The sequence below is a fragment of the Lentzea aerocolonigenes genome (assembly GCF_000974445.1).
Taxonomy (GTDB): domain Bacteria; phylum Actinomycetota; class Actinomycetes; order Mycobacteriales; family Pseudonocardiaceae; genus Lentzea; species Lentzea aerocolonigenes.
The window spans coordinates 44,842-67,786 of record NZ_BBOJ01000022.1 but is presented as its reverse complement, the minus strand read 5'-3'; the positions used below and the strand labels follow the sequence as shown (position 1 = coordinate 67,786).

General features: G+C 68.7%; 25 protein-coding genes. 15 read left to right on the top strand and 10 right to left on the bottom strand.

The genetic code is table 11. From position 1 onward, the window contains the following. Positions 1-130 precede the first annotated feature (130 nt). Together AOM45_RS36590 and AOM45_RS36585 are read left to right on the top strand one after the other, a co-directional pair. Complete coding sequence (locus tag AOM45_RS36590; RefSeq protein WP_162185693.1) at positions 131-1,369, top strand: aKG-HExxH-type peptide beta-hydroxylase; 1,239 nt, start codon at positions 131-133, stop codon at positions 1,367-1,369. Between the two features lie 407 nt (positions 1,370-1,776). Beyond that, entirely contained in the window at positions 1,777-2,481 is a 705-nt protein-coding gene (locus AOM45_RS36585; RefSeq protein WP_051784002.1) for an LPXTG cell wall anchor domain-containing protein, read from the top strand. Here the strand turns inward: AOM45_RS36585 and AOM45_RS36580 are convergent. Further along, positions 2,478-3,269 (bottom strand): phosphotransferase family protein, encoded by a 792-nt coding sequence (locus tag AOM45_RS36580; RefSeq protein WP_081902339.1) that lies wholly within the window; start codon positions 3,267-3,269, stop codon positions 2,478-2,480. The two genes, AOM45_RS36585 and AOM45_RS36580, sit on opposite strands and share 4 nt — an antisense overlap. Before the next feature lie 16 nt (positions 3,270-3,285). Next, positions 3,286-3,801, bottom strand: a complete 516-nt coding sequence (locus tag AOM45_RS36575; protein WP_035911458.1) for a DUF305 domain-containing protein — start codon at positions 3,799-3,801, stop codon at positions 3,286-3,288. 135 nt (positions 3,802-3,936) lie between these two features. On the opposite strand from AOM45_RS36575, the gene ctaD reads away from it, so the two are divergent. The 5 genes from ctaD to AOM45_RS36550 all read left to right on the top strand — a co-directional run bounded on the left by ctaD (position 3,937) and on the right by AOM45_RS36550 (position 9,728). Then, complete coding sequence (gene ctaD, locus AOM45_RS36570; RefSeq protein WP_030469612.1) at positions 3,937-5,724, top strand: aa3-type cytochrome oxidase subunit I; 1,788 nt, start codon at positions 3,937-3,939, stop codon at positions 5,722-5,724. 79 nt (positions 5,725-5,803) lie between these two features. Further along, complete coding sequence (serB, locus tag AOM45_RS36565) at positions 5,804-7,018, top strand: phosphoserine phosphatase SerB (protein WP_030469611.1); 1,215 nt, start codon at positions 5,804-5,806, stop codon at positions 7,016-7,018. After that, complete coding sequence (locus tag AOM45_RS36560; RefSeq protein WP_035911485.1) at positions 7,018-7,701, top strand: peptidyl-tRNA hydrolase; 684 nt, start codon at positions 7,018-7,020, stop codon at positions 7,699-7,701. The genes serB and AOM45_RS36560 overlap by 1 nt, the downstream gene beginning before the upstream one ends. 31 nt (positions 7,702-7,732) lie before the next feature. Then, on the top strand, positions 7,733-9,130 hold the full coding sequence (locus AOM45_RS36555) for a phospholipase D-like domain-containing protein (RefSeq protein ID WP_030469609.1): 1,398 nt from the start codon (positions 7,733-7,735) through the stop codon (positions 9,128-9,130). 22 nt (positions 9,131-9,152) lie between these two features. Further along, complete coding sequence (locus AOM45_RS36550) at positions 9,153-9,728, top strand: bleomycin resistance protein (RefSeq protein ID WP_030469608.1); 576 nt, start codon at positions 9,153-9,155, stop codon at positions 9,726-9,728. Here AOM45_RS36550 and AOM45_RS36545 read toward each other — a convergent pair. Next, on the bottom strand, positions 9,725-10,576 hold the full coding sequence (locus tag AOM45_RS36545) for an NAD(P)-dependent oxidoreductase (RefSeq protein WP_236703957.1): 852 nt from the start codon (positions 10,574-10,576) through the stop codon (positions 9,725-9,727). The genes AOM45_RS36550 and AOM45_RS36545 overlap by 4 nt on opposite strands. Positions 10,577-10,761: 185 nt before the next feature. Here AOM45_RS36545 and AOM45_RS36540 point away from each other — a divergent pair, with 185 nt between their 5' ends. From AOM45_RS36540 to AOM45_RS36525, 4 genes are read left to right on the top strand one after another with little or no spacing between them, the layout of a single operon-like run. Beyond that, positions 10,762-11,073, top strand: coding sequence for a winged helix-turn-helix transcriptional regulator (locus tag AOM45_RS36540; RefSeq protein ID WP_051783998.1), 312 nt, complete (start codon positions 10,762-10,764; stop codon positions 11,071-11,073). 23 nt (positions 11,074-11,096) lie between these two features. After that, positions 11,097-11,402: a helix-turn-helix transcriptional regulator gene (locus AOM45_RS36535; RefSeq protein WP_035911455.1), complete on the top strand. Its 306-nt coding sequence runs from the start codon at positions 11,097-11,099 to the stop codon at positions 11,400-11,402. Further along, positions 11,399-11,698 (top strand): hypothetical protein, encoded by a 300-nt coding sequence (locus AOM45_RS36530; RefSeq protein WP_030469604.1) that lies wholly within the window; start codon positions 11,399-11,401, stop codon positions 11,696-11,698. The genes AOM45_RS36535 and AOM45_RS36530 overlap by 4 nt, the downstream gene beginning before the upstream one ends. A 48-nt stretch (positions 11,699-11,746) precedes the next feature. After that, complete coding sequence (locus tag AOM45_RS36525; RefSeq protein ID WP_030469603.1) at positions 11,747-12,343, top strand: DUF8817 family protein; 597 nt, start codon at positions 11,747-11,749, stop codon at positions 12,341-12,343. Here the strand turns inward: AOM45_RS36525 and AOM45_RS36520 are convergent. The 5 genes from AOM45_RS36520 to xrtP all read right to left on the bottom strand — a co-directional run bounded on the left by AOM45_RS36520 (position 12,312) and on the right by xrtP (position 17,773). Next, complete coding sequence (locus AOM45_RS36520) at positions 12,312-14,315, bottom strand: ATP-dependent DNA helicase (RefSeq protein WP_030469602.1); 2,004 nt, start codon at positions 14,313-14,315, stop codon at positions 12,312-12,314. The genes AOM45_RS36525 and AOM45_RS36520 overlap by 32 nt on opposite strands. 71 nt (positions 14,316-14,386) lie before the next feature. Beyond that, positions 14,387-15,172 (bottom strand): TIGR04222 domain-containing membrane protein, encoded by a 786-nt coding sequence (locus AOM45_RS36515; protein WP_030469601.1) that lies wholly within the window; start codon positions 15,170-15,172, stop codon positions 14,387-14,389. Between the two features lie 55 nt (positions 15,173-15,227). Continuing rightward, positions 15,228-15,800 (bottom strand): biotin transporter BioY, encoded by a 573-nt coding sequence (locus tag AOM45_RS36510; protein ID WP_030469600.1) that lies wholly within the window; start codon positions 15,798-15,800, stop codon positions 15,228-15,230. 87 nt (positions 15,801-15,887) lie between these two features. Beyond that, complete coding sequence (locus AOM45_RS36505) at positions 15,888-17,258, bottom strand: XrtP-associated glycosyltransferase (RefSeq protein WP_030469599.1); 1,371 nt, start codon at positions 17,256-17,258, stop codon at positions 15,888-15,890. Next, positions 17,255-17,773, bottom strand: coding sequence for an exosortase P (xrtP, locus tag AOM45_RS36500; RefSeq protein ID WP_236703956.1), 519 nt, complete (start codon positions 17,771-17,773; stop codon positions 17,255-17,257). Before xrtP ends, AOM45_RS36505 begins: the two co-directional genes overlap by 4 nt. 295 nt (positions 17,774-18,068) lie before the next feature. Between xrtP and AOM45_RS36495 the strand changes: the two genes are divergently transcribed. The 4 genes from AOM45_RS36495 (at position 18,069) to AOM45_RS53165 (ending at position 21,065) form a co-directional block, all read left to right on the top strand. Beyond that, entirely contained in the window at positions 18,069-18,833 is a 765-nt protein-coding gene (locus tag AOM45_RS36495; RefSeq protein ID WP_030469597.1) for a choice-of-anchor protein CoaP, read from the top strand. Between the two features lie 11 nt (positions 18,834-18,844). Continuing rightward, complete coding sequence (locus AOM45_RS36490; protein ID WP_030469596.1) at positions 18,845-19,036, top strand: LAXTG motif-containing small protein; 192 nt, start codon at positions 18,845-18,847, stop codon at positions 19,034-19,036. Positions 19,037-19,103: 67 nt separating this feature from the next. Beyond that, on the top strand, positions 19,104-20,276 hold the full coding sequence (gene wecB / locus AOM45_RS36485) for a non-hydrolyzing UDP-N-acetylglucosamine 2-epimerase (protein WP_030469595.1): 1,173 nt from the start codon (positions 19,104-19,106) through the stop codon (positions 20,274-20,276). 132 nt (positions 20,277-20,408) lie between these two features. Beyond that, positions 20,409-21,065, top strand: a complete 657-nt coding sequence (locus AOM45_RS53165) for a hypothetical protein (RefSeq protein ID WP_030469594.1) — start codon at positions 20,409-20,411, stop codon at positions 21,063-21,065. Between the two features lie 3 nt (positions 21,066-21,068). On the opposite strand, the gene AOM45_RS36475 is transcribed toward AOM45_RS53165, so the two are convergent. Together AOM45_RS36475 and AOM45_RS36470 are read right to left on the bottom strand one after the other, a co-directional pair. Continuing rightward, the gene (locus AOM45_RS36475; protein WP_030469593.1) at positions 21,069-21,608 is read right to left on the bottom strand and encodes an isochorismatase family protein; all 540 of its coding nucleotides are present in this window, start codon (positions 21,606-21,608) and stop codon (positions 21,069-21,071) included. Between the two features lies 1 nt (position 21,609). Further along, positions 21,610-22,893: a nicotinate phosphoribosyltransferase gene (locus AOM45_RS36470; protein ID WP_030469592.1), complete on the bottom strand. Its 1,284-nt coding sequence runs from the start codon at positions 22,891-22,893 to the stop codon at positions 21,610-21,612. Between the last annotated feature and the right edge of the window lie 52 nt (positions 22,894-22,945).

The window sequence follows — 22,945 nt, the reverse complement described above, 5'->3', positions numbered from 1 at the left end:
CCTTTTAGGGGGATCTGGCTGTTGTGCTCGTCACGATGTGCCGTACGCTTGCGCGGCATCAGGGGCGCCACCGATGTTTGGGGTGTCCGTGACTCCTTTGCGTCGGGGGACGTTCAGTACGGAGTCTTCGGTGGTTGGTTCGCCTGTTGCGAGCGCGCATGTATTGCATGCTGCGATCGCGCCCGCTGCTGTGCTGGTCGACGAGCGTCGCACGCTCTATCGGCTCGCGGTCGACTTGTTCGCGCCTGGCACGGAGTTGTCCGACAACCTCGCTGATCACCCGATCGTTCGCTATGAGATCGGGCGGGCGTTGGCGGGGCAAGGTGGTCTGGAGCAGGCGCGGCTGGCTGAAGCTGCTGCCCTCAGTGTGCGTGATGTCGGGATCGACGTGATCTCGGATCCTGCTGCGGCCAGTCTGATCGAGGCGCCGCTGCGCATCGTGGCTCCCGCCGGCGCCAGTCCTCAACCTCTGACGGAAGCGGACGGGGAGAGGTTCGAAGCCGCCCTCGCGATCGTTGCCGAGGGTGTCCGACTGTTCCGCGAGATCGCGCCCGACATGGCTGAGGACCTCCTCGTGCACGTGTCGATGCTCGCTGTCCTCAAGAGGGAGACATCCGGAGGCGTCGTGTCGGCGTCATCGCGCTACGTCCCCGGCATCGTGCTCATCGACGAGCCGTCGTTGCCGCTTGAAGTGACTGAGGCGCTCGTGCATGAGGGTGCGCATGAAAAGTTCTTTGACCTGGCGATTACGCAAAATTTTCTTGACTCAAGGGCTGAAGACGCCGATTATTTTGAGAACTCGTGGTCCCATGCTCGTTGGCCACTGGAACAGACGTTCGCTGCATGGCATGCCTACAGCTGCCTCGCGCAGTTCAACATGTCAATTGGTACCGAACAACTCGGCCCTGATTCCCTGCTGCCGAAGGCGCGGGAACGAGCGAACGAGATCGGCGGTTGGCTGCTCGAGCACGAAGATGTGCTGCTTGCTGACTCGCGCCAGCTGCTGCACGGCTTGACCGGTGAACCTACTGGTGAGGCGGATGAGCGATCCGATGTGGACTGTGTCACCCTGTGCACTGAGATCCGTGAGAACGGCCATTTCCGCGTCGTGTCAGACGTACGCATCCGGCGTGCGCGCACTGGTCGCGCGGTAGTGGTTCGGGCAACCCGACCGCCCGAAATTTTTTGGCTCGGCAGTGACGCGAGCTGGACTGTAGGCCAACTCGACGATCGAAACCCAACATCGTTCGAGTTCGTGCTGTCGCGAGCTGCTAAGGAATGGCAAGTTCCTTCAGAACTCGCGGCTCGACGTCTCAGAACCTCACTTGGTTCTTTGGTGTCGTCCTCACTCGTCGAGTCGACTCCGTGAGTACCAACTTCCAAGAGGAATGATGACCACCCCGAACCAACCACTTCGCCGGCCGCAGACTCCTCAGGGCGCAGGCGTCTCGCTTCCTAATTTCCCGACCGGGGCCGGCCCGGTGATCGGTCAGCCAGTGAACTCCGTGGACTGGTTCCGACGTATGCCGACCGGTGGTGGCACCGTGTTCCTGAGGCCTGCTGAGGCAGAACAGAACGACTGAGCTTCCGTTCGTGCGGGAGGAGGGGGTCGGCCTTTGGGTCGGCCCCCTTCGGCGTTCGGTCGTTCGGGATTCAACTTCACAGACGCATAACGACTAGGCCACAGGGCGTACCTGAGGCCGTAATGGCCTCCGTTAGGGGGACGTCGATGGTCTTAGATCGCGACATCCCGCCGACCCCCAACGGAGTAACCCGATGCGCCTGACGCCTCTGAGAAGATCCGGCCTGCTCGGTGCCACCGCCGTGGCTGCCGTGGCCACCCTCGCCCTGGTGACCACCGCGTTCGCTCAGCCCACCAAGCCGGCTCCGGTCTCCGGTGACGAGCGCGCTGTCGCTTACGACGGAAACGTCGACATCGAGCACCCGGACGCGTGCACCGTCGGTGGGCTCACCGGCACGCCGATCGCTCCTGGTCAGTTCACCTTCACCGGTGGTGTGGACCAGAAGGACCTCGACATCCTCACCGCGCCGGCCAACGTCACGATCACCGGCGTTGTCGTGAAGGGCGCGGACGCCTACAACGTCTACCTCGCGGACAAGCTCGGCGCGACGCCGCCGTGGCTCAACCTCAGGGCGCCGGACAAGAACGACAAGGCTCCTGCCATCAGTCACTGGTACGCGTGTGGCATCAAGAAGGACACGACGTCCAGCAGCAGCACGACCTCTTCGTCGTCGACGACGTCGTCCTCGACCGTGACCCACTCGTCGACCCCGTCCTCGAGCCAGACGACCACGTCGTCGTCGGAGGTCGCGGTCACGACCACCAAGGTCGCTGCGGCCGCTGACAGCAACAACCTGGCCTCGACCGGGTTCGGGTCCGCCTGGCTGGTCGGCCTCGGTGCCGCGCTGCTGGCCGCTGGTGCCGCCGTGCTGTTCGTGCTGCGCCGCCGTCGCGCCTAGGAGTTCTCCATCAGCACGCCCCAGAGCGTGCCGAAGTTGATGCGTGCCTCGACGTGGAACTCCACGTCCTCAGGAGCCGCCCCGCCGCCGTAGGTCTCTACGGCGCGCTGGGCGGCTTCTTTGCCGCGTGCGCCTGCCAGACAGGCCAGGTCCCAGGCGATCGGGCCGCGCCAGGTGTCCTCGAAGTCGAGCCACACGGGGCCGGACGCGGTCATCAGCACGTTGCCGTAGTGCGAATCGCCGTGCAGTGGTTGGACGTCGCGGTGGTGCGCGTCCCACGACGCGACGAGCTCCTCGTGCCGTTCGCGGAACGGTTCGAGGTCCGGTACGCCCAGGCCGCCCAGGTACTCGAGCGTGTTCTCCACGTCGTCGAGAGGGCCGCGCACCGGAAGGTCGCCCTCGTACAGGCGCAGTTCGGCGTGCAGTTCGGGCAGCAGCTTGAGCACGTCCGGACGGGACAACTCGACGGATGGGTCGTGCGGGACGTACGTGCTGAAGGACATGACGAAGCCGTCATGCGTGTGAGGTCCGGCGGGCAGCTCGGCGGACGGTGTCACGACGGGCACGCCTCGCGCTGCCAGGAACGCCGACACCGACAGGTCGCGGGCGAAGTGTGAGGCCACCTCCGGGCGCACCAGGGCCGTGCGGGCCGCGATGCGGGCGACCACCGGAGCCGGGCGCAGGTGCACGATGACGTTGCTGCCGTCCTTCAGGACGACAGGGTCCGTGCAGGCCACACCGTGAGACGCGGCCAACGACACGGCGGCGCGTACAGCAGCAGAAGTCACGCAAGAGAGGCTGGCATCAGCCCTGCGGGAGAAGCGACTCCATTTCCGCTATCTCCTTCTCCTGGTGGCCGACGACGTCCTGGGCCAGCTTGCGGGTCTCGGGGTCGGTGCCGGCGGCGAGGTGCTTGCGCGCCATCTCCACGGCGCCGCGGTGGTGCAGGATCATCAGGGACAGCCACTGGCGGTCGAACTCGGTGCCGTCGAGGTCGGGGAGGTTGCCCAGGTTCACCATGCCGTGGTCGTCGGTGTGGCCGTGTGACGTGTGCGACGACGCCTGCACCGGGGCGTTCCACGTGCGCAGCCAGCCGTTCATGCGGTCGATCTCCGGCTTCTGCGCCGCGGAGATCCGCTTGGCCAGGTCGATCACCCGCGGGTTGTCCGTGCGGGAGGCGACGAGGTCGCTCATCTCCAGCGCCTGCTCGTGGTGCGGCACCATGCCCTGCGCGAACGCGACGTCCGCCGAGTTGTGGGTGGCGGGTGAGCCGCAGGCGGACAGCAACAGGACACAAGCGACAGCGACCAATCGGAGCACGGCGGCAGGATACGTGTGACGTGCGCTACGCCGCTGGCCACCGGCCATGGCCCACCCGAATGGAGCTGATCGGCTCCGTCTAATATCCCGGGGAGTTTCCCGAACGAACTGGTCCCACCAAGGCCTGGAGGCACCGTGACGGCCGTAGCCCCGCAGCCGATCGCAACGCGTCCTTATCCGACGCGCACTGCGGTCAAGGGGTCCTTCCTGCTGCGGATGTTCCGCACCACGGACCACAAGCAAATCGGCATCATGTACCTGGTCACCTCGTTCGCCTTCTTCATGGTCGGCGGCGCGATGGCCATGCTGATGCGGACCGAGCTGGCCCGGCCTGGCATGCAGTTCCTCAGCCAGGAGCAGTTCAACCAGCTCTTCACGATGCACGGCACCGTGATGTTGCTGCTGTACGCGACGCCGATCGTCTTCGGCTTCGCGAACTTCGTGCTCCCGCTGCAGATCGGCTCGCCCGACGTGGCGTTCCCGCGGCTGAACGCGTTCTCGTACTGGCTGTACCTCTTCGGCGGCCTGATCGTGATGGCGGGCTTCATCACCCCCGGTGGTGCGGCTGACTTCGGCTGGTTCGCGTACACGCCGCTGAGCAACGCCATCCACTCGCCGGGTGTCGGCGCCGACCTGTGGATCTCCGGCCTGGTGGTCGGTGGTCTCGGCACCATCCTCGGCGCGGTGAACATGATCACCACCGTGGTCTGCCTGCGCGCGCCCGGCATGACGATGTTCCGCATGCCGATCTTCACCTGGAACATCCTGGTGACGTCGGTGCTCGTGCTGCTCGCGTTCCCGATCCTCACCGCGGCGCTGCTCGGCCTGCTAGCCGACCGCCACCTCGGTGCCCACGTGTTCGACCCCGCCAACGGCGGCGTGATCCTGTGGCAGCACCTCTTCTGGTTCTTCGGACACCCCGAGGTCTACATCGTCGCCTTGCCGTTCTTCGGCATCGTGTCGGAGATCTTCCCGGTGTTCAGCCGCAAGCCGATCTTCGGTTACAACGGCCTGGTGTACGCGACGCTCGGCATCGCGGCCCTGTCCGTCGCCGTGTGGGCGCACCACATGTACGCGACCGGCGCCGTGCTGCTGCCGTTCTTCGCCTTCATGACGTTCCTCATCGCTGTTCCGACCGGTGTGAAGTTCTTCAACTGGATCGGCACGATGTGGAAGGGCCAGCTCACGTTCGAGACGCCGATGCTGTTCTCGATCGGCTTCATCGTCACGTTCCTCTTCGGTGGCCTCTCCGGCATCCTGCTGGCCGCGCCCGCGATCGACTTCCACGTGTCGGACACGTACTTCGTCGTCGCGCACTTCCACTACGTGCTCTACGGCACGATCGTGTTCGCGACCTTCGCCGGCATCTACTTCTGGTTCCCGAAGATCACCGGCCGGTTCCTCGACGAGCCGCTCGGCAAGCTGCACTTCTGGACGACGTTCCTCGGCTTCCACGCGACCTTCCTCGTCCAGCACTGGCTGGGCAACGAGGGCATGCCGCGCCGGTACGCCGACTACCTCGCGTCCGACGGCTTCACGACGCTGAACATGATCTCGACGATCGGTGCCTACATCCTGGGCGCGTCGACGCTGCCGTTCATCTGGAACATCTTCCGGAGCTACCGCTTCGGTGAGGTAGTGACGGCCGACGACCCGTGGGGCTACGGCAACTCGCTCGAGTGGGCCACGTCGTCCCCGCCGCCGCGGCACAACTTCACCGAGCTGCCCCGGATCCGTTCCGAGCGCCCGGCGTTCGAGCTGCACTACCCGCACATGATCGAGCGGATCCGGAACGAGGGTCACGTGACCTTCACCGGCAAGACGATCGCGCACAAGGACGCGAAGCCGGCCCCGTCCGAGCTCGCTGCCTCGGCCATGAAGTCGGGTACGGCCTCCGAGAAGGACGACTCGGACCACAAGTAACCTGCATTTCAAGGTTCAACGACGAGCCCCGGCTGCTGCGATGCTGCCGGGGCTCGCCGCGTCTTACGAGGAGACGAACGTGAAAACGCCCGTGCTGATCACCGTGACCGGCCCCGACAAGCCCGGCGTCTCCTCGGTGCTGTTCGCCGTGCTGACCAGGCACGGCGTCGAGGTGCTCGACGTCGAGCAGGTCGTGATCCGGGGCCGGTTGGTGCTCGGGGCGCTGGTCTCGACCGACCACGACCCGGAAGGCCTGCAGGAGGCCGTCGAGCAGGCCATGGCCACCGTCTCGATGCACGTGGAGATCGAGATCGGCGCCGACTCGAAGCGCACCGCGCGCCTGGAGTCGTCGCACGTGCTGATCGTGCTCGGCCGCCCGGTCACCGCGAAGGCGTTCACCGAGGTGGCGCGCAGGCTCGCGTCGCTCGGCGTGAACATCGACGCGATCCGCGGTGTCGCCGACTACCCCGTCACCGGTCTTGAGCTGCGGGTTTCGGTCGCCGACGACACGATGGAGAACGACGCGGAGCTGCGTTCGGCGCTGGCGGACGTGTCGGTGCGGGTGGGCCTGGACATCGCGGTCGAGCGCGCCGGCCTGACCCGTCGCGCCAAGCGCCTGGTCGTGTTCGACGTCGACTCCACGCTCATCCAGGGCGAGGTGATCGAGATGCTGGCCGCGCACGTCGGGTGCGAGGAGCAGGTGCGCGAGATCACCGAGGCCGCGATGCGCGGCGAGCTCGACTTCGCGGAGTCGCTGCGGCGCCGGGTCGCGCTGCTGGAAGGCCTCGACGCGAAGGTGCTGGACGAGGTCGGCGCCACGCTGGAGCTCACGCCGGGCGCACGCACGACGATCCGCACGTTGAAGCGGCTCGGTTTCTACTGCGGTGTCGTGTCCGGCGGGTTCACGTCGGTGATCACCGGCCTCGCCGACGAGCTCCAGCTGGACTTCTGCGCGGCGAACACGCTGGAGATCGTGGACGGCAAGCTGACCGGCAAGGTCGTCGGCGAGATCGTCGACCGGCCGGGCAAGGCGGTGGCGCTGCGCCGGTTCGCCGAGGAGGCGGGCGTGTCGCTGGCGCAGTGCGTGGCCGTCGGTGACGGTGCGAACGACATCGACATGCTGGGCGCGGCCGGTCTGGGCATCGCGTTCAACGCCAAGCCCGCGCTGCGCGAGGTCGCCGACACCGCGCTGTCGCACCCGTTCCTCGACGCCGTGCTGTTCATCCTGGGCGTCACGAGGGCAGAGGTGGAGGCCGCGGACGCCGCGGACGGCCTGGAGCTGACCCGGCTGTGATGATCCTCGACCTGATCGCCTCCCGGAACTACGCCGAGGAGTCCGAAGTCCGCGCGATGCCGATGGTGTTGCGCATCGAACGCGTCTCGCCGCCTGCCCGGACGGCGTTGCTGGAGGCCGCGGCCGCCTCGGCGGTCGCGGTGTGCCTCGACCCGCGCGCCGACGTGGGCGGGGAGTGGCACGAGGCCGTGCGGGCGTGGGTGGCCGGACGGATCCGCAAGGTGTCGCGGCGGGCCCGCGGCGTGCAGTGGGAGGCCGTGCAGGAGCTGCCGGGCGTCACGATCACCGTGGACGGTGCGTCGGTTCGTTCGCTGCTGCCCGTCCTGGTGTCCGAGACGCCCCGTGAGGTCGCGAAACTGCAGATCTCGGGCTCTGACCTGCCGGTCGACGAGCCGGGGGCGGTTCCTGCCGGCGCCCGGCTGCTGTACGTGAACCCGCGGGTCGAGATGTCCGCGGGCAAGCTCGCGGCGCAGGTGGGGCACGCCTCGATGCTGCTGGCGCCGCACCTGTCCGACGACGAGCTGAAGGAGTGGGCGTCGCTGGACTACCGCTGTGCCGTCCGGACGCCGTCGGTCGCCGAGTGGGACGCGCTGATCGGGCGCGACGACGTCGTGGCCGTGCGGGACGCGGGCTTCACCGAGGTCGAGCCCGGTACGACGACGGTTCTCTCACCTCTGGGTTAGAACGCGGGCAATTCGGGTAAATCCACTCCTCGTGGGCTTCCTCGACGTTCTCGACGCACGGCTCGGCGACGGGCTGGAGAACCTGTTGTGCTCTCACCACGGGCGAAGACTGCGCCGCCTGGGGTGGGGAGAGGTGCTCGACGGTGACGGCGCGGGGTGGTTCACCCCGCGCCGACCCGTGCAGCACGGCAACTCGATCGAGGTTCTGATCGACGGCGCCTCGGCGTTCCCCGTCATCGCCGAGGCGATCGAGAAGGCGCAGAAGTACGTCCACATCGCGAACTGGCACGCGTCGCCGGACTTCAAGCTGACCCGTGAACCGGGCGCGCCGCAGCTGCGCGAGCTGCTGTCGTCCGCCGCGGAACGGGTCCCGGTGCGCGTGCTGCTGTGGGCTGGCCCGCCGATCCCGTTCTTCGAGCCGACGCGCAAGCGGGCGGCGGCGGCGCAGAAGGCCTTTCTGGAGTGCGGCGCGGTCCGGTGCGAACTCGATGCCCGCGAACGAACGTTGCACTGCCACCACGAGAAGATCGTGATCGTCGACGACGTGGCGTTCGTCGGCGGCCTCGACATGACCGCGGTGGAGGGCGACCGGCACGACTCGCCGAAGCACCCGCCGCGCGACCTGGGCTGGCACGACCACATCGCCCGCATCGAGGGCCCCGCCGTGGCGGAGGTGGCCGCCCACTTCGCCGCGCGGTGGCTGGAGATCGCGGGGGAGACGCTGCCCGCCCCGGAGGTGCCGCCGGAGGCCGGGTCGTCGTCCGTGCAGGTCGTGCGGACGATCCCGGAGAAGACCTACGACTTCGCGCCGCACGGCGACTTCAGCCTGCTCGACTCGTACCTGCGGGCGCTGCGGTCGGCGGAGTCGCTGGTGTACCTGGAGAACCAGTTCCTGTGGTCGCCCGAGATCACCGAGGTGCTGCTGGAGAAGCTGCGGCGCCCACCGTCACCGGACTTCCGGATGGTGCTGGTGCTGCCGAAGAAGCCCAGCAACGGCGCCGACACCACCCGCGGCCAGCTCGGCCGGCTCCTGGACGCCGACGACGGCAACAGACGTCTGATCGCGGCGACCCTGGTGTCGCACGGCGACGACCCCGGCCCGGTGTACGTGCACGCCAAGCTGTCCATTGTGGACGACAACTGGCTCTCGGTCGGGTCGGCCAACCTGAACGAGCACTCGTTGTTCAACGACACGGAGCTCAACGTCGTGACCGACGACCCGGACGTCGTGCGGCGGACCAGGCTGAAGCTGTGGTCCGAACACCTCGGGCTGTCGGTCGACGAGGTCTCCGGCCCGGCGCACGTCGTGGTGGACGAGCAGTGGCGCCCGGCCCTGACGGGATCGTCACGGGTGACGGAGCTGCCCGGCGTGTCCCGGCGCGCCGGAAGGTTGCAAGGACCGTTACGTGGATTGCTGGTCGACGGCTGATCTGTAGCACTAGCGTGGCGGGGTGGCCAACGAGGTGACGATCCCGCTGTTGCCGTGCGCCTCCATCGACGAGGTCGCCGAGTTCTACGTGATGCTCGGCTTCACCATCACGTATCGCCAGTACCGGCCGAACGCGTACCTCTCGGTGCGGCGCGAGGAGATCAACCTCCACTTCTTCGGCATCCCGGGCTACGAGCCCGAACGGTCGTACAGCTCGTGCCTGATCCAGGTGGAGGACCCGCGCGAGCTGTACGAGGCGTTCGCGCACGGCATGCGCGCGGTCTACGGACAGGTGCTGGTGTCGGGCCTGCCGCGGATGACCAGGCCGCGCCGCGACGGGTTCCTGGTCGTCGATCCCGGTGGCAACTGGATCCGGGTGATGTCGGCGGTGCGGGAGCAGGAGCCGCGCTCGTCCAACGGTCTGACGCGGGCGTTGCACAACGCGGAGATGCTGGCGGGGTCGCACGCGGCGGAGCGGCAGGCGTTGAAGATCCTCGAACGGGCGTTGGTGCGGGAAGTCCACGCCTCGGAGGAGGAACGGGCCACAGCGCTGGAGTTCCGGGACGAACTGCTTGAACGGCTGGGACTGCGTTCCTAGGCCGGGTGCCTGATGCTCTCGAAGATCCTGGCGAACCCCTCTTTTCCACGGCCCGCGTCGATCTGCCGCTGGATGAGCCGCTGGACCACGTCGATCACCTCGGTGCTGACGCCCTGGTCGGCACTGGCGGTCACGATGTCGGTGAGGTCGGAGAACTCGAGGCTCTGCTGCCCTGGCACGGTGTAGTCGCCGCCGTCGACGACCTGGGCGAACCCGTGGAAGCCGCCGGTCATGGCGGTCAGCCAGGGTGCTGCCGCCGCGGCGAACTCGGTCGCCGTGATGCCCGCCGGCGCGACCATGGCGGCGCCGTGCAGGAACCCCGCGAACATGACGTACATGCCGGAGAGCAGGGCGAGGTCGTACAGCGAGGCCAGTCCGGCGTCCTCACCGAAGTAGGTGCTGGTTCCCCACAGGTCGAGCAACGGCTTGTACTCGTGGAACACCTCGGCGGATCCGCTGTAGAGGATCGACGACTCCGGCCGGCCGATCATGTGCGGTACGGCCATGATGCCGCCGTCCAGGTACGCGGTCCCGGCGCGATCCGCCCACGCGGCCGACTGCCGTGCCTGGGCCGGTGTCGTCGTGGTGACGTTGATCAGGACTCGTCCGGCGAGCTCGTCGGTGAGCGGGTCGAGCACCTCGTGCACCGACGCGTGGTCGAGCAGGCAGGCGATCACCACCTGGCCGTTCAGGACCGCGTCGCGGGCCGTGGCCGCGGCTGCGGCGCCCTGTGCGACGAGGCCGTCGGCCTTGCCCGGTGACCGGTTCCAGACCGTCGTCGGGTGACCCGCCTCGATCAGCGCGGCAGCGAGGGCGCTGCCCATCGCTCCCAGTCCGAGAACACTCACGTGAACGTTGTTGTGTGCAGTCATTTTTCGGATTCCCCCTGTGATCGTGGTTCGGTGGAATCCTCTCCGGCACCGCCGGCGTTGAGAAGAACTGACTAAATAGTGGGGTACTCACTGAAAAGTAAGCGTTGGGGGTTCGAGTGGCAGCACGGCGTGGTCCCTACATCTGCGGCATCGATGCCGCGATGGACGTGGTCTCCGGCAAGTGGAAGTCGTTGATCCTCTGGGAGTTGCAGCACCACGGCACCCGCCGGTTCGCCGAGCTGCGGCGCGGTCTGCCGGGTGTCACCGAGAAGATGCTGAGCCAGCACCTGCGGGAGATGGAGGAGGACGGCCTGGTGCACCGCGAGGTGTTCGCCGAGGTGCCGCCGAAGGTCGAGTACTCCCTGACGGAGCACGGGGTCTCGCTCAACGCCTCGCTCGCCGCGTTGGGAGCGTGGGGCACCGAACGCATGCGGCGGATCGGGGCCGAGAAGGTCGACGTTGCCAGGGCTTAATCTACATAGGTAGTATTGGTGGCGTGGAGCCACTGCAACGCATCGGCAAGGCCACGGTCGACGTGCTCGAAGTGCTGCTGGGCGCTGAAGAACCGCGGTGGGGCCTGGAGATCATCAAGTTGACCGGCAGGCCGTCGGGCAGCGTCTACCCGTTGCTGGACCGCCTCGAACGCGCCGGCTGGGTCACCTCGGCCTGGGAGGACGACGCCGAACGGCGCGGACCCCGCAGGCGGATGTACCGGCTGACGGCCGAGGGTGCCGCGGAGGCGCGCAAGGTCGTGGCCCGGGCTGCTCCGGCGCCGCGACTGGTGCCGAGGACGGCGCAATGAGAGTCGCGTTGTTGTTGGTGCGGTTTGCCGCGGCGGTGATCGGTGACGACCGGTGGCGTGAGCAGTGGGAAGCGGATGTTGTTGGCGCGCGCGAACTCGGCATGTCGCCGTTGGGGGTCGCGGTCGGGGCCGTGCGCGCTGTTGTCGCCATGCCGTCGAAAGGGGTTGCTGTGGCTGGGATCGGACCGTTGGGGATCGCGTTGAAGCACGCGCAGACGCCGCGTGGTCGTGTGTTGGCGATCGCCGCGGTGTCGGCGTTGTTGTTGCTGGGCGGGGTTGTCCTGCTGTTCGCTTGAGCAAATAGCTCGGTGTCGTTTCGGCAGTGGCGGGCTTAGCTTCCGGTGGTGGCTAACGAACTCACCTTTCCGCTCCTTCCCTGTCCCGACATCGACGAGATCGCGTCGTTCTACGAGATGCTCGGCTTCTCGGTCACCTATCGGCAGACGCGGCCGAACCCGTACGTCGCCGTGCGGCGGGAGGACCTCCAGCTGCACTTCTTCGGGATGGACGACTTCGATCCCGAGCAGTCGTACGGCACCTGCCTGGTCATCGTGCAGGACACCGGGCCGCTGTACGAGGCCTTTGCCGAGGGCATGCGGGCGGTGCACGGGAAAGTGCTCATCTCCGGCATTCCGCGGATGACCCGGCCGCGGCTGCGCAACGACAGGTACACCGGGTTCAGCGTGGTTGATCCCGGTGGCAACTGGATCCGGATCAACAAGGCCGCCCCGGAACCCGAGGCGCAGACCAAACTCGCGAAGGCCATGGAGAACGCGGCGCGGCAGGCCGACGCGCGCGGTGACGAGCGCCAGGCGTTGAAGATTCTCGAAGGCGCCTTGAAACGGGCGGACGGCTCCGAGCCGGAACTCCAGGAGGCTCAGGCGTTCCGGGACGAACTGGTCGAGCGGATCAAGGCGTCTGGGCCGCGTCCAGGCGCTTGAGGGCCGCGCGCACCACCTCGGGGTCGTAGGTCGTCCAGAACGGGGGGAGTGAGGCGCGCAGGAAGCCGCCGTAGCGGGCCGTGGCCAGCCTCGGGTCGAGGATGGCCACCACGCCCTTGTCCGACATCGACCGCAGCAGGCGGCCGGCGCCCTGGGCCAGCAGCAGGGCGGCGTGGGTGGCGGCGACGGTCAGGAAGCCGTTGCCGCCACGGGAGTTCACCGCTTTCTGGCGGGCCGAGGCGAGCGGGTCGTCCGGCCTGGGGAACGGGATCCGGTCCATGATCACGAGCTGGAGCGACGGGCCCGGCACGTCCACGCCCTGCCACAACGACAGGGTGCCGAACAGGCACGTGCGCTCGTCCTCGGCGAACTTCTTGACCAGCAGGCCCGTCGAGTCGTCGCCCTGGCACAGGATCGGGTGGTCGAGCTTGTCCCTCAGCGCGTCAGTGGCTGCCTTCGCCGCGCGCGTCGAGGAGAAGAGCCCGAGCGCGCGGCCGCCCGCCGCGTTCACCAGGCCCTCGATCTCGTCCAGGTACTCCGGCGGCAGGCCGTCGCGGCCCGGCTGCGGCAGATGCCTTGCCACGTAGAGGATCCCGCTCGACGCGTGCTGGAACGGCGAGCCCACGTCGAGCCCGCTCCACTTGGGACCGTCGATGTCCTTGTCCGTGGCCGCGCCCTCGATCTTGCGGACCTTCTCCGACGGCGGCAGGCCCCACTGGCGCGCCATCGTGTCGAAGGCTCCGCCCAGCGTCAGCGTGGCGGACGTGAGAACGGTGGTGCGCTTGGCGAACAGCCGTTCGCGCAGCAGGCCGCCCACACCGAGCGGGGCGACCCGCAGCGTCGGCGTCTTCTGGTTGAAGTCGCCCGACACCCACACGACGTCACGTTCCTCGTCGAACGCCTCCAGCACCCGCACCGCGCAGTCGTGGACCTCCTCCAGCAACGCCAGCGCGAGCTTGCGCGCCGTCGCCCCGTCCGGGTCCTCCTTGCGCTCCGCCCCCATGGCCGACACGCAGTTGTGCGCGGCGTCGCGGGTGGCGGCCAGTGCCCCGGCCAGCGCCCTGGGCAGCGTGTCGAGCCGGCCCGCGGGCATGTCCTCGAGGATCATCGCCAGCCCGTCGCTGGCCTCGGCCAGCCGGTCCGCGACGTCCTGGTCGATGAGCCTGCCGCACCGGCGCGCCGCCATGGCCACCGAAGCCCCGCTGAGCTCCTCCGTCGCCACCGACGTGATGCGGTCGACGAGGTCGTGCGCCTCGTCGATCACCACCACGTCGTGGTCGGGAAGGACCTGGTAGCCCTCCAACGCGTCGATGGCGAGCATCGCGTGGTTCGTGACGACCACGTCCGCCTTGCCCGCTTCCGCCCGCGCCCGCTCGGCGAAGCAGTCGGCGCCGATCGGGCACTTCGACACGCCGAGGCACTCGCGCGCCGTCACCGACACCTGCCGCCACGCCTGCTCGCTGACGCCGGGCACCAGCTCGTCCCGGTCGCCGGTCTCGGTGTCCGACGACCACTCGTGCAGCCGCTTCACCTCGCGCCCGAGCCGCGACACCGCGAACGGGTCGAACAACCCGGCCTCTTCTGGCTCCTCCGGCGCGCCGTTGTGCACGCGGTGCATGCACAGGTAGTTGCGCCGCCCCTTGAGGATCGCGAACGTGGGCTCGCGGCCGAGATCTTTCTTCAACGCCTTCGCCAGCCGCGGCAGGTCGCGGTCGACCAGCTGGCGCTGCAACGCGATCGTGGCCGTGGAGACGACCACCGTCTCGTCCTCGGCCACCGCGTGCCTGATCGACGGCACCAGGTACGCGAGTGACTTGCCCGTGCCCGTGCCGGCCTGGACCGCGAGGTGCTCGCCCGTGCGGATCGAGTGGTCGACGGCTTCCGCCATCTCCACCTGGCCAGGGCGCTCCGCACCGCCGACGGCGTGGACGGCGGTCTCGAGCAGGCTCAGGGTGGGGGGAACTTCAGGCACGGGACAGACCGTACCCGGCAGGTCCGACAGTCTCGGTCAGACGTCACGGACCGAGCCGTCGTGGGGCGGATTCAGTCGCCGCCGCCACCACACCCACCACCGCAGCCGCCGCCACCTGAGTCACCGCCGCTGTCACCGCCGCACGAGCTCGACGAACACCCGCCGCCGCAACTGCTGCTCGACGACGTGTCCCGGTGGGGCACCATGCCGACGGCCACCGGTGTCAGACCGACCATGCCCGCGATCGCGAGGCGGCCGATCCTGCCCCGCAGGCCTCTCACCGCGACCGCGCCCACCGGGTCGTGCGCGGAGACGTGGCCTGCCGCCCGGCGAACCGCCCGGCGCCCCGCTCTGGTGCGCAGCCGGCCGGGGTCGCGCGCGCTCAGCACGGTGGCCCACACGAACAACAACACCGCGGCGGCGAAGAGGCACCAGAGCGGAAACCCGGTCACCTGCGGCACGTGCTTCGCCACGAGCTCCGGAGCGGCGAGGCGGCCGACACCGGCCACCAGGAGGCCGACCCCGAGCAGGCGCAGCCACGGGTACAGCCGGGGCCGCCAGGAACGCCGGCGCCGCAGCAGGCCGCGGTCGGCGAGGTGGGCGCGCAGCCCGGCCGCCTCGGGCGAGGTCGCCGCGGAGTGCAGGACGTCGTTGAGATGGCGTCCGGTGCGGACTCCGCTCAGGATCTGGGCTTCCAGCGGAGAAACGCGGCCCGGGTGGTGCTGGACGGCGGTCACCACGCCGTCGCGGGACACCCGGACCAGGCCCGCGTGCAGCAGCCGGGCCAGGGCGACCTCGGCGGCGCGGGCGGGCCCGCCGGCCAGGCAGCCCAGCTCTTCCGGGGTGTGCGTCGTCACGCGGATTTCTCGGCCGCGGGCCTCACGTCGTTACGCCGGTGAGGATCCGGTCGAGCTACCGGCGGCGGACGAGTGCCCAGGCTCCCGGCAGCACGCCCGCCGCCAGGGCGATCTTCAGCGCGTCACCGACCAGGAACGGCAGCACGCCGACGCTCAACGCCTTCGCGAAGCCCATGCCGGTCATCGCCATCAGCCACGGCACGCCGACCGCGTAGATGGCCAGGTTGCCCAGCGCCATCGTGCCGATCGTGCGCGCCGGGGTGCGGTCGCCGCCGCGGCCCGCCAGGAAGCCCACCAGGGCGCCCGCGAACACGAAACCCACCACGTAACCGAGCGAGACCGGGACGCCGGACGAGCCGCCCTGGAACCACGGCACGCCCGCGACTCCCGCGATCAGGTACAGCAGCATCGACGTGGCGCCGCGCTGCCAGCCCAGGGCGGCGCCGACGAGCAACGCCGCGAACGTCTGGCCCGTCAGCGGAACCGGGCTGCCGGGGATCGGCACGGCCACCTGCGCGGCCAGGCCGGTGAGCGCCGCGCCGGCGACGACCAGGGTCAGGTCGCGGACCAGTGCGCCCGGCACGAAGTCGGCGAGCACGGTGCGACGAGGCGCGAGTGCGAGTGTCACGGTCCCTCCCAGGCGGAAATCGAGAGGACCTGAGGTTAACCAGGGAAACTCGAGAACGTCTTTGTCTGATCTATACAAAGTGACCGGTTACACATCGAGCGCGACCTTGCCCGCGGCCCGCTCCTCGTTGCGCCTCGTCTTGGTCCAGCCGTTGTTGCCGCGCACCAAGCGGATCAGCGCGCGCCACGACGTGATGTAGAAGGTGTAGATGTACAGCGCGTAACCGAGTCCGTACCCGATGGACTTCCAGAAGCCGACGGGCACACAACGCGCGCGATACACCGGTCCCCACAAAACGAAGGGCAACAGACCGAACGCGCCGTACACGGTGAAGAGGATCCACGCGCCGTCGAAGAACCACGCCACGACTTCGGATGGCGACACCACGAACCGGTAAGCCATGAGCGCCATGGGGATCGGGTAGATCACCGTGCCGAGCAACTGCATCCACGGTTGCGCGAGGTAGTACATCATCTCGGCGGCACCGAGAGTCGTCAGGTGCTCGGAGTCCCAGATGCGCCTCAGATAACGCATGCACTGCATGGTTCCCTGGCCCCAACGGGTTCGTTGCGCCAAGAAGCGCCGCAACGAGTACAGCGCCTCCTGGTTCACGTGCGTGTCCAACGAGAACCCGGTGTGCCAGCCCGCCGTCAGCAGGTGCACGCCGAGCTCGAAGTCCTCCAGCAGCGAACCGCGCCACGGGCTGCCCGTCGGCCCGGCGATCGAGTCCAAGGCGGACAGGCGGGTGAACTGCCCGTTGCCGCCCATGGAGATCGTGCCGGTCGCGCCGCGCGACAGCTGGATCGCCGCGATGGCCGTGCGGAACTCCAGGTCCTGCATCCGCACCAGGGCGGCGCCGAAAGTCCGCCGCCACAACGAGACGCCGGGCTGACGCTGACCCGCGTTGATCATCCGGACGTCGACCTGCACGGCGCCGATGCGCGGGTTGCCGAAGAGATGAGACGCCGCACAGACTTCAAGACAGTTGGGCGCGGGCCGGCCGTCGGCGTCCACCACCACGATGATCGCACGGTCCGTGTCCGCGCGTCGGCCCATCCACAGCTTCAACGTGCGGTAGGCGTCGTTCAGTGCGTTGCCCTTGCCGGTACGGGCATACGGCCGTTGGCGCTGCACGAGGTGGATGTGCGTGTCTCGGACATCGCCGTTGCGCTTCAACGTCCGTACGACGCCCGCAGTGCCGTCGTCGGAGTCGTCGTCGATGACCCACACGTGCGCGATGGGGAACGTCTCGCGCAGATAGCGGATCGTGGCGCCGATGACGGCTTCCTCGTCGCGGCACGGCACGAAGAAGTGCCACTCCAACGTCTCCGGCACGCCGACGGGCGCGGGCTTGCGCCGCAGGTACGGCACCACGATCACGAACACGTACGTCACGAAGGCGACGCTCATCGTCAGAGCGAGCGCCTGCGTGAACCCGAGAACGAGGTCGAGGCTCACTTCCGCGTGGCCAGCCAGACGAACGCGACCAACGCCGCCGCGCCACCGAACACGCTCACCATCGACCCGAGCAGCGTGTGACCCCAGTAGTAACCGGTGTCGACACCCAGCCACCGCACCAGTCCGACCAGCGTGAGCACGCGGAACTGGTTCACGATCACGACCGCCGACGCCGCGAACGCCAGCGCGACCAGCACGCGCGACTGGATGCGCGGGCGCAACGCGATCATCACCGCGCCGACCACGATCAACGGCAGCACCAGGAACGCCGAGGTGCACTCCGGTGTCATGCGCAGGCCCAGCGGAGTGTCCGAGCCCAGTCCGAAGTAGACGGTCTGGCGCTCGGGAACCACGGCCACGCCGTAGGAGCTGATGACGCTCAGGACCGCTCCGGACAGCGAGATCTCCGCCGTGCGGTACAGGCGGTGCGCGAACACGAGTCCGGCGGCGAGAGCGAGCAGGACGACCACCGTCACCCGGCTCGGGAATGCGGTGCGGCGCACGGCAAGCGTCACCCGAGGATCCTTTCCACCGATGAGGGAGCGCCCAGACGGGCTACCTGACGTTCCATCGGTCGACGCAACGTCAGCCCTCATCCCCGGATCGAGTGACGCCGTGACCGGAAATTGATCAGAAGTTCCACGATGAGTGGCGCCGATTGGGCGAGTCGAGTGGTCGTGTCGCTCGATACGGGGAGTAACCCTCAGTTCCCTCGAAAGAAAGCCGATGCCGGTAATTGCCCCCGGAAAGCGTGAAACCACCTTGGTATCGGCGCGCCCTGGGGCCGGAGGAACCAAGGGAAGGAGTTTCATGCGTGTCCGAATGACGGGACTGGCTGGAGTCATCGCGATTGCCGCACTCCTGGTCGGTGCCGCACCTGCTTCGGCCGCTCCGGGGGACGCCTCGGCCTACGGTGCGAGGCTCAACGTGACGCTGCTCGGCAACCCCGCTGTCAACGCGGAACCGTTCGCCGCCGCCAACGCGAACGGGCCGACGCAGAACACGTTCGCCGGCGTCGATCTCACCGGAGTCATGAAGACCGGTGTCATCAACGCCTCCGCGTCGCGGGACGACAAGTCCGGCGGCGTGTACTCGCGGGCGAGCACCGCGGACGTCAGGGTCGACCTGCTCTCCAAGGTCACCGGGAAGATCTCCGCCGAACTGGTGGAGGCGGAGTGCACGGCGACCCAGAAGGGTCTGTCCGGCAAGTCCAAGCTCGCGGGCGTCAACCTCGGCAAGCTCGGCCAGGTCAACGCCGACCCGGCGCCCAACACGGTGCTCGACGTGCAGCTCGCCGGGATCAAGATCGCCGAGGTCGTCTTCAACGAGCAGTACAAGAACGACGACGGCAGCCTGACGGTCAACGCGATCCACATCAAGCTGCTGCAGGGCAAGGTCGGCTCCATCGGCACCGGCGACGTGATCATCTCGTCCGCCACGTGCGGCCCCGCCGGCCTGCCCATCCCGATGGCGTCGGGTGCGGGCCTGTGGATCGGCCTCGGCCTGCTCGGTGTCGTCGCCGCTCCGGTCGCCTTCGTGGCGCTGCGCCGCCGCGCGTCGCTCAACGCGGCCTAGAGGAGCGGCAGATGTACAAGGTCCCCGGTACCGGCATCGGTGTCGGCACTGGTGTCGGAGCCCTCGCGGTCACCGGCGCGAACGTGACGTGGTGGATCGTCGCGGGAGTCGTTCTCCTGCTCGCTGGTGCGTTCCTGATGCACAGCACGCGCCGCAAGCGCGTCCCCGCCACCGCGAAGGCCAGGCCGAACCGAGCCGGCTGACACGGTCCGCCTGGGGTTGCCCCCGCTCCCAGGCGGACCACCCGGTCTCCCCGAGAAGAGGACAACGGTGAGCAAAGAAGTTCTGCTGGTGGCCGGCACGCGGCCGGAAGCCGTGAAGATCGCCCCGGTCGCCATCGCGCTGAGGGGCCACCCCGGTCTTCGCCCGACGATCGTCCACGGCGGACAGCACTCCGACCTGGTCGAACAGGCGCTGGACGCGTTCGACCTGGTCCCCGACGTGCGGCTGGACGTCCCCCGCCACACCGGCACGCAGTCCGAGCTGGTCTCCCGGTTGCTGCCCGAGTTCGACGCCGTGCTGGCCGACCGCGACCCCGCGGTCACCCTCGTGCAGGGCGACACCACCACGGCTCTGGCCGCGGCGCTCGCCTCGTTCTGGCGCGGAATCCCCGTGGCGCACCTCGAAGCCGGTCTGCGGACCGGTGACCTGTACGGCCCGTTCCCCGAGGAGGGGAACCGGCAGATGATCTCCCGCATCACCTCGCTGCACCTCGCGCCGACCGACGACGCCGCCAACGCGCTGAACACGGAGTCCTTGCCGGACAGCCACATCGTCGTCACCGGCAACACCGTCGTGGACGCCGTGCAGCGCGTCGCGTCCGCCGACCTGCCCGCGTCCAGCGCCGACGTCGTCGCCCTGGAACGCACCCTCGACGCCACCGGTGGCAGGCTCGTGCTCGTCACCGTGCACCGCCGCGAGTCGTGGGGCCGCCCGCTCATGCGCGTGCTGAACGCCGTGCGCGCCATCGCCGACCGCCACCCCGACGTGCACGTGCTCATCCCCGCGCACCCGAACCCCGGTGTGCGCGAACAGGTCGTGTCCCTGCTGGGTGGCCACGAACGCGTGGTCATCACCAACCCGCTCGGTTACCCGGACCTGGTGCGCGTGCTGCGGCGCGCCGCCCTGGTTCTGACGGACTCCGGTGGCATCCAGGAGGAGGCGCCCACGTTCGGCGTGCCGGTGCTGGTGCTGCGGGAGACGACCGAACGCATGCTCGCCGTCGACGCCGGGTGCGCCTGGCTCGTCGGCACCGACACCACCCGCATCCTCGCCGAGGCGGGGTGGGTGCTCGGCTCCCGGTTGCGGCTCCCGCTGGGGCGCAACCCGTTCGGCGACGGGCGTGCCGCGGTGCGGGTGTGCTCCGCCCTGGAGAGGTTGGCGGGCCTGCCGACCGCGTTACCGCGCCGGGAGCCGTTCGCCACGCTGGCGGGTGTTCACTGACGAACAGTTCGCCTGTCACTCGGTCGTGTAATCGCTATTTCACGAACGGGTGACGTGGGGTGCCGAACTGTCATCCGCGCCACCCGGCACAACCATTATCGGGCGGTGGTAATTCGAGCCATAGGGGAAACAGTGCGAAAGAGTGTGGTCGCGGGGGCGGTGGTCGCGTTGACGTTGGCGACGGCGGCACCCGCACTCGCCGGCAACCCACCCGGCACGGCGTCTTCCGGTTCGGCCGACTTCGCCAAGGCGGACCAGACGTACAAGGTGGAACCTCTCGCCGTGTGCAACGTCAACCCGGACCAGGCTGGCACCGTCACCGGAGCCAGCCCCGCCGTGAACAGGAACGGGCTCAAGATCGGCGAGACGTCGTCCACGTGCACGACCGAGGTCGTGAACCCGGACGAGCTCCTCACCAGGACCAAGTCGGTGGCCACCGGCAAGGCGTTCGAGCTGTCGGCTCTCGTCGCGGCGAAGGGGCCGCGGCTCAAGATCGCCGAGTGGACGATCACCTGCAGCGCCGACGAGAAGGGCACGCAGGCGGGCTGGGAGCTCAAGGGCATGTCCGGCTGGACCGGGCTGCCGCAGCAGATCCCGTCCGGCTACGTGCACGAGGTCAAGGCGAGCAACGGAACCGTGCTCGCCAAGGCGAAGTTCACCGACACCGTGTTCCCGGTGCCGAACGACGGCAGCATCAGCATGACCCTGCTGAAGATCACGTTCGAGCCGTCGTCCGGCTACACGGGCAGCGTCACCGTCGGAACGGTGGCCTGCTCACCAACGCCTTAGGTCTCAGGCGATCCCGACACCCGCGGCGCGCAGCTCGTCCACAGCGGCGTCGCGGGTCGTCGGGGCGACCGCGGCCGTCAGCCCGACGAGCACCGTCGTGCGGAAGCCGTTCCGTTGCGCGTCCAGGGCGGTCGCGCGCACGCAGTGGTCCGTCGCGATGCCGACGACGTCCACATCGGTCACGCCCTTGTCCGTCAGCCACCCCGCGAGGTCGTTCTCCGCCTCGAACCCCGAGTACGCGGCGGCGAACCTGCCCTTCGAGAACACCTGCTCGACGGCGGACACGTCGAGCTCCGGGTGGAACGACGCACCGGGCGTGCCGGCCACGCAGTGCACCGGCCACGTGTCGATGAAGTCCGGCGTCTCGGAGAAGTGCGAGCCGGGATCCACGTGGTAGTCGCGCGTCGCGACGACGTGGTCGTATGACGACGACGCGATGTGCTGCGAGATGGCCGCCGCCACGGCCGCACCACCGGCCACGGCCAGAGAGCCGCCTTCGCAGAAGTCGTTCTGCACGTCGACGACGATCAGTGCCTTGGTCATGTCAGCCTTCCAGGTAGACCGTCGGGATCGCGGGCTCGCCGCGCGAGAGCTTGAGGCCTTCCCACGGCACGCTCACCAGAGCCGCGCGCAGACGTTCGCGGCTCTGCTCCAGCGTGGGGACCTCGTCGGTGAGCTGTCCAGCGCGCATCAGCGGGATCTGGACGAGCTTGTCGTAGCGGCCGAGCTCCGGCTGGGACGAGGCCTGGAACACGACCTCCTCCAGCGCCGTGCCGGTGTCCTTGTGGCGCCGCAACGCCTTCTTCCAGCCGCCGCGCGACTGCTTGGACGAGCTGCGCTTCTCGACGTGCCTGCCGTCGACCTCGACCAGCTTGTAGACCATGCCCGCGGTCGGCGCGCCGGAACCGGTCACGACGGACGTGCCGACGCCGTACGCGTCCACGGGTTCGGCGCGCAGTGCGGCGATCGCGTACTCGTCGAGGTCGCTGGACACGACGATCCGGGTGTTGCGAGCGCCCAGGGAGTCGAGCTGGTCGCGTGCCTGCCTGGCCATGACGCCGAGGTCGCCGGAGTCGATCCGGATCGCGCCGAGGTCGGGCCCCGCCACCGCGACGGCGGTCTTGATGCCCTCGGTGATGTCGTAGGTGTCGACCAGCAACGTCGTGCCGACGCCCAGCGCTTCGACCTGGCTGCGGAACGCCGCTTCTTCGGAGTCGTGCAGCAACGTGAACGCGTGCGCGCACGTGCCGGCCGTCGGAATGCCGTGGCGGCGCGCGGCTTCGAGGTTGGACGTCGCGGTGAAGCCCGCCAGGTAGGCCGCGCGGGCGCACGCCACGGCGGCTTCCTCGTGCGTGCGGCGCGAACCCATCTCGATCATGCGGCGGCCGTTCGCGGCGGTGACCATGCGGGCGGCGGCGGACGCGATCGCGCTGTCGTGGTTGAGGATCGAGAGCGCGAGCGTCTCAAGCACGACGCCCTCGGCGAAGGACGCCCTGACCGTCAGCACGGGTGAGCCGGGGAAGTAGAGCTCGCCCTCGGGATAGCCGTCGATCTCACCGGAGAACCGGTAGTTCGCGAGCCATTCCAAAGTCGAATCGTCGACCACCGCGTTGCGGCGCAGCTGGTCGAGCTCCTCCTCGCCGAAGCGGAAGTCCCCGATCGCATCGAGCAGCCTGTTCACCCCCGCGACGACGCCGTAGCGACGACCGTCGGGCAGCCTGCGGGCGAAGACCTCGAACACGCACGGACGGTCACCGGTCCCGTCACGCAGCGCGGCCGCGAGCATGGTCAGCTCGTAGTGGTCGGTCAGCAACGCCGTCGAGTTCATGGTCGCCAACCCTAAGGTCGCATCCGGTTTAGCCGCATGCGGTCTCCGCCAC

What these genes read in the sequence shown, in the direction of transcription:
- AOM45_RS36585 (WP_051784002.1), top strand. Translation starts at nt 1,777, where the DNA reads ATGCGCCTGACGCCTCTGAGAAGATCCGGCCTGCTCGGTGCCACCGCC.
- AOM45_RS36560 (WP_035911485.1), top strand. Translation starts at nt 7,018, where the DNA reads ATGATCCTCGACCTGATCGCCTCCCGGAACTACGCCGAGGAGTCCGAA.
- AOM45_RS36540 (WP_051783998.1), top strand. Translation starts at nt 10,762, where the DNA reads ATGGACGTGGTCTCCGGCAAGTGGAAGTCGTTGATCCTCTGGGAGTTG.
- AOM45_RS36530 (WP_030469604.1), top strand. Translation starts at nt 11,399, where the DNA reads ATGAGAGTCGCGTTGTTGTTGGTGCGGTTTGCCGCGGCGGTGATCGGT.
- AOM45_RS36495 (WP_030469597.1), top strand. Translation starts at nt 18,069, where the DNA reads ATGCGTGTCCGAATGACGGGACTGGCTGGAGTCATCGCGATTGCCGCA.
- AOM45_RS36490 (WP_030469596.1), top strand. Translation starts at nt 18,845, where the DNA reads ATGTACAAGGTCCCCGGTACCGGCATCGGTGTCGGCACTGGTGTCGGA.
- AOM45_RS36475 (WP_030469593.1), bottom strand. Translation starts at nt 21,608, where the DNA reads ATGACCAAGGCACTGATCGTCGTCGACGTGCAGAACGACTTCTGCGAA.
- AOM45_RS36470 (WP_030469592.1), bottom strand. Translation starts at nt 22,893, where the DNA reads ATGAACTCGACGGCGTTGCTGACCGACCACTACGAGCTGACCATGCTC.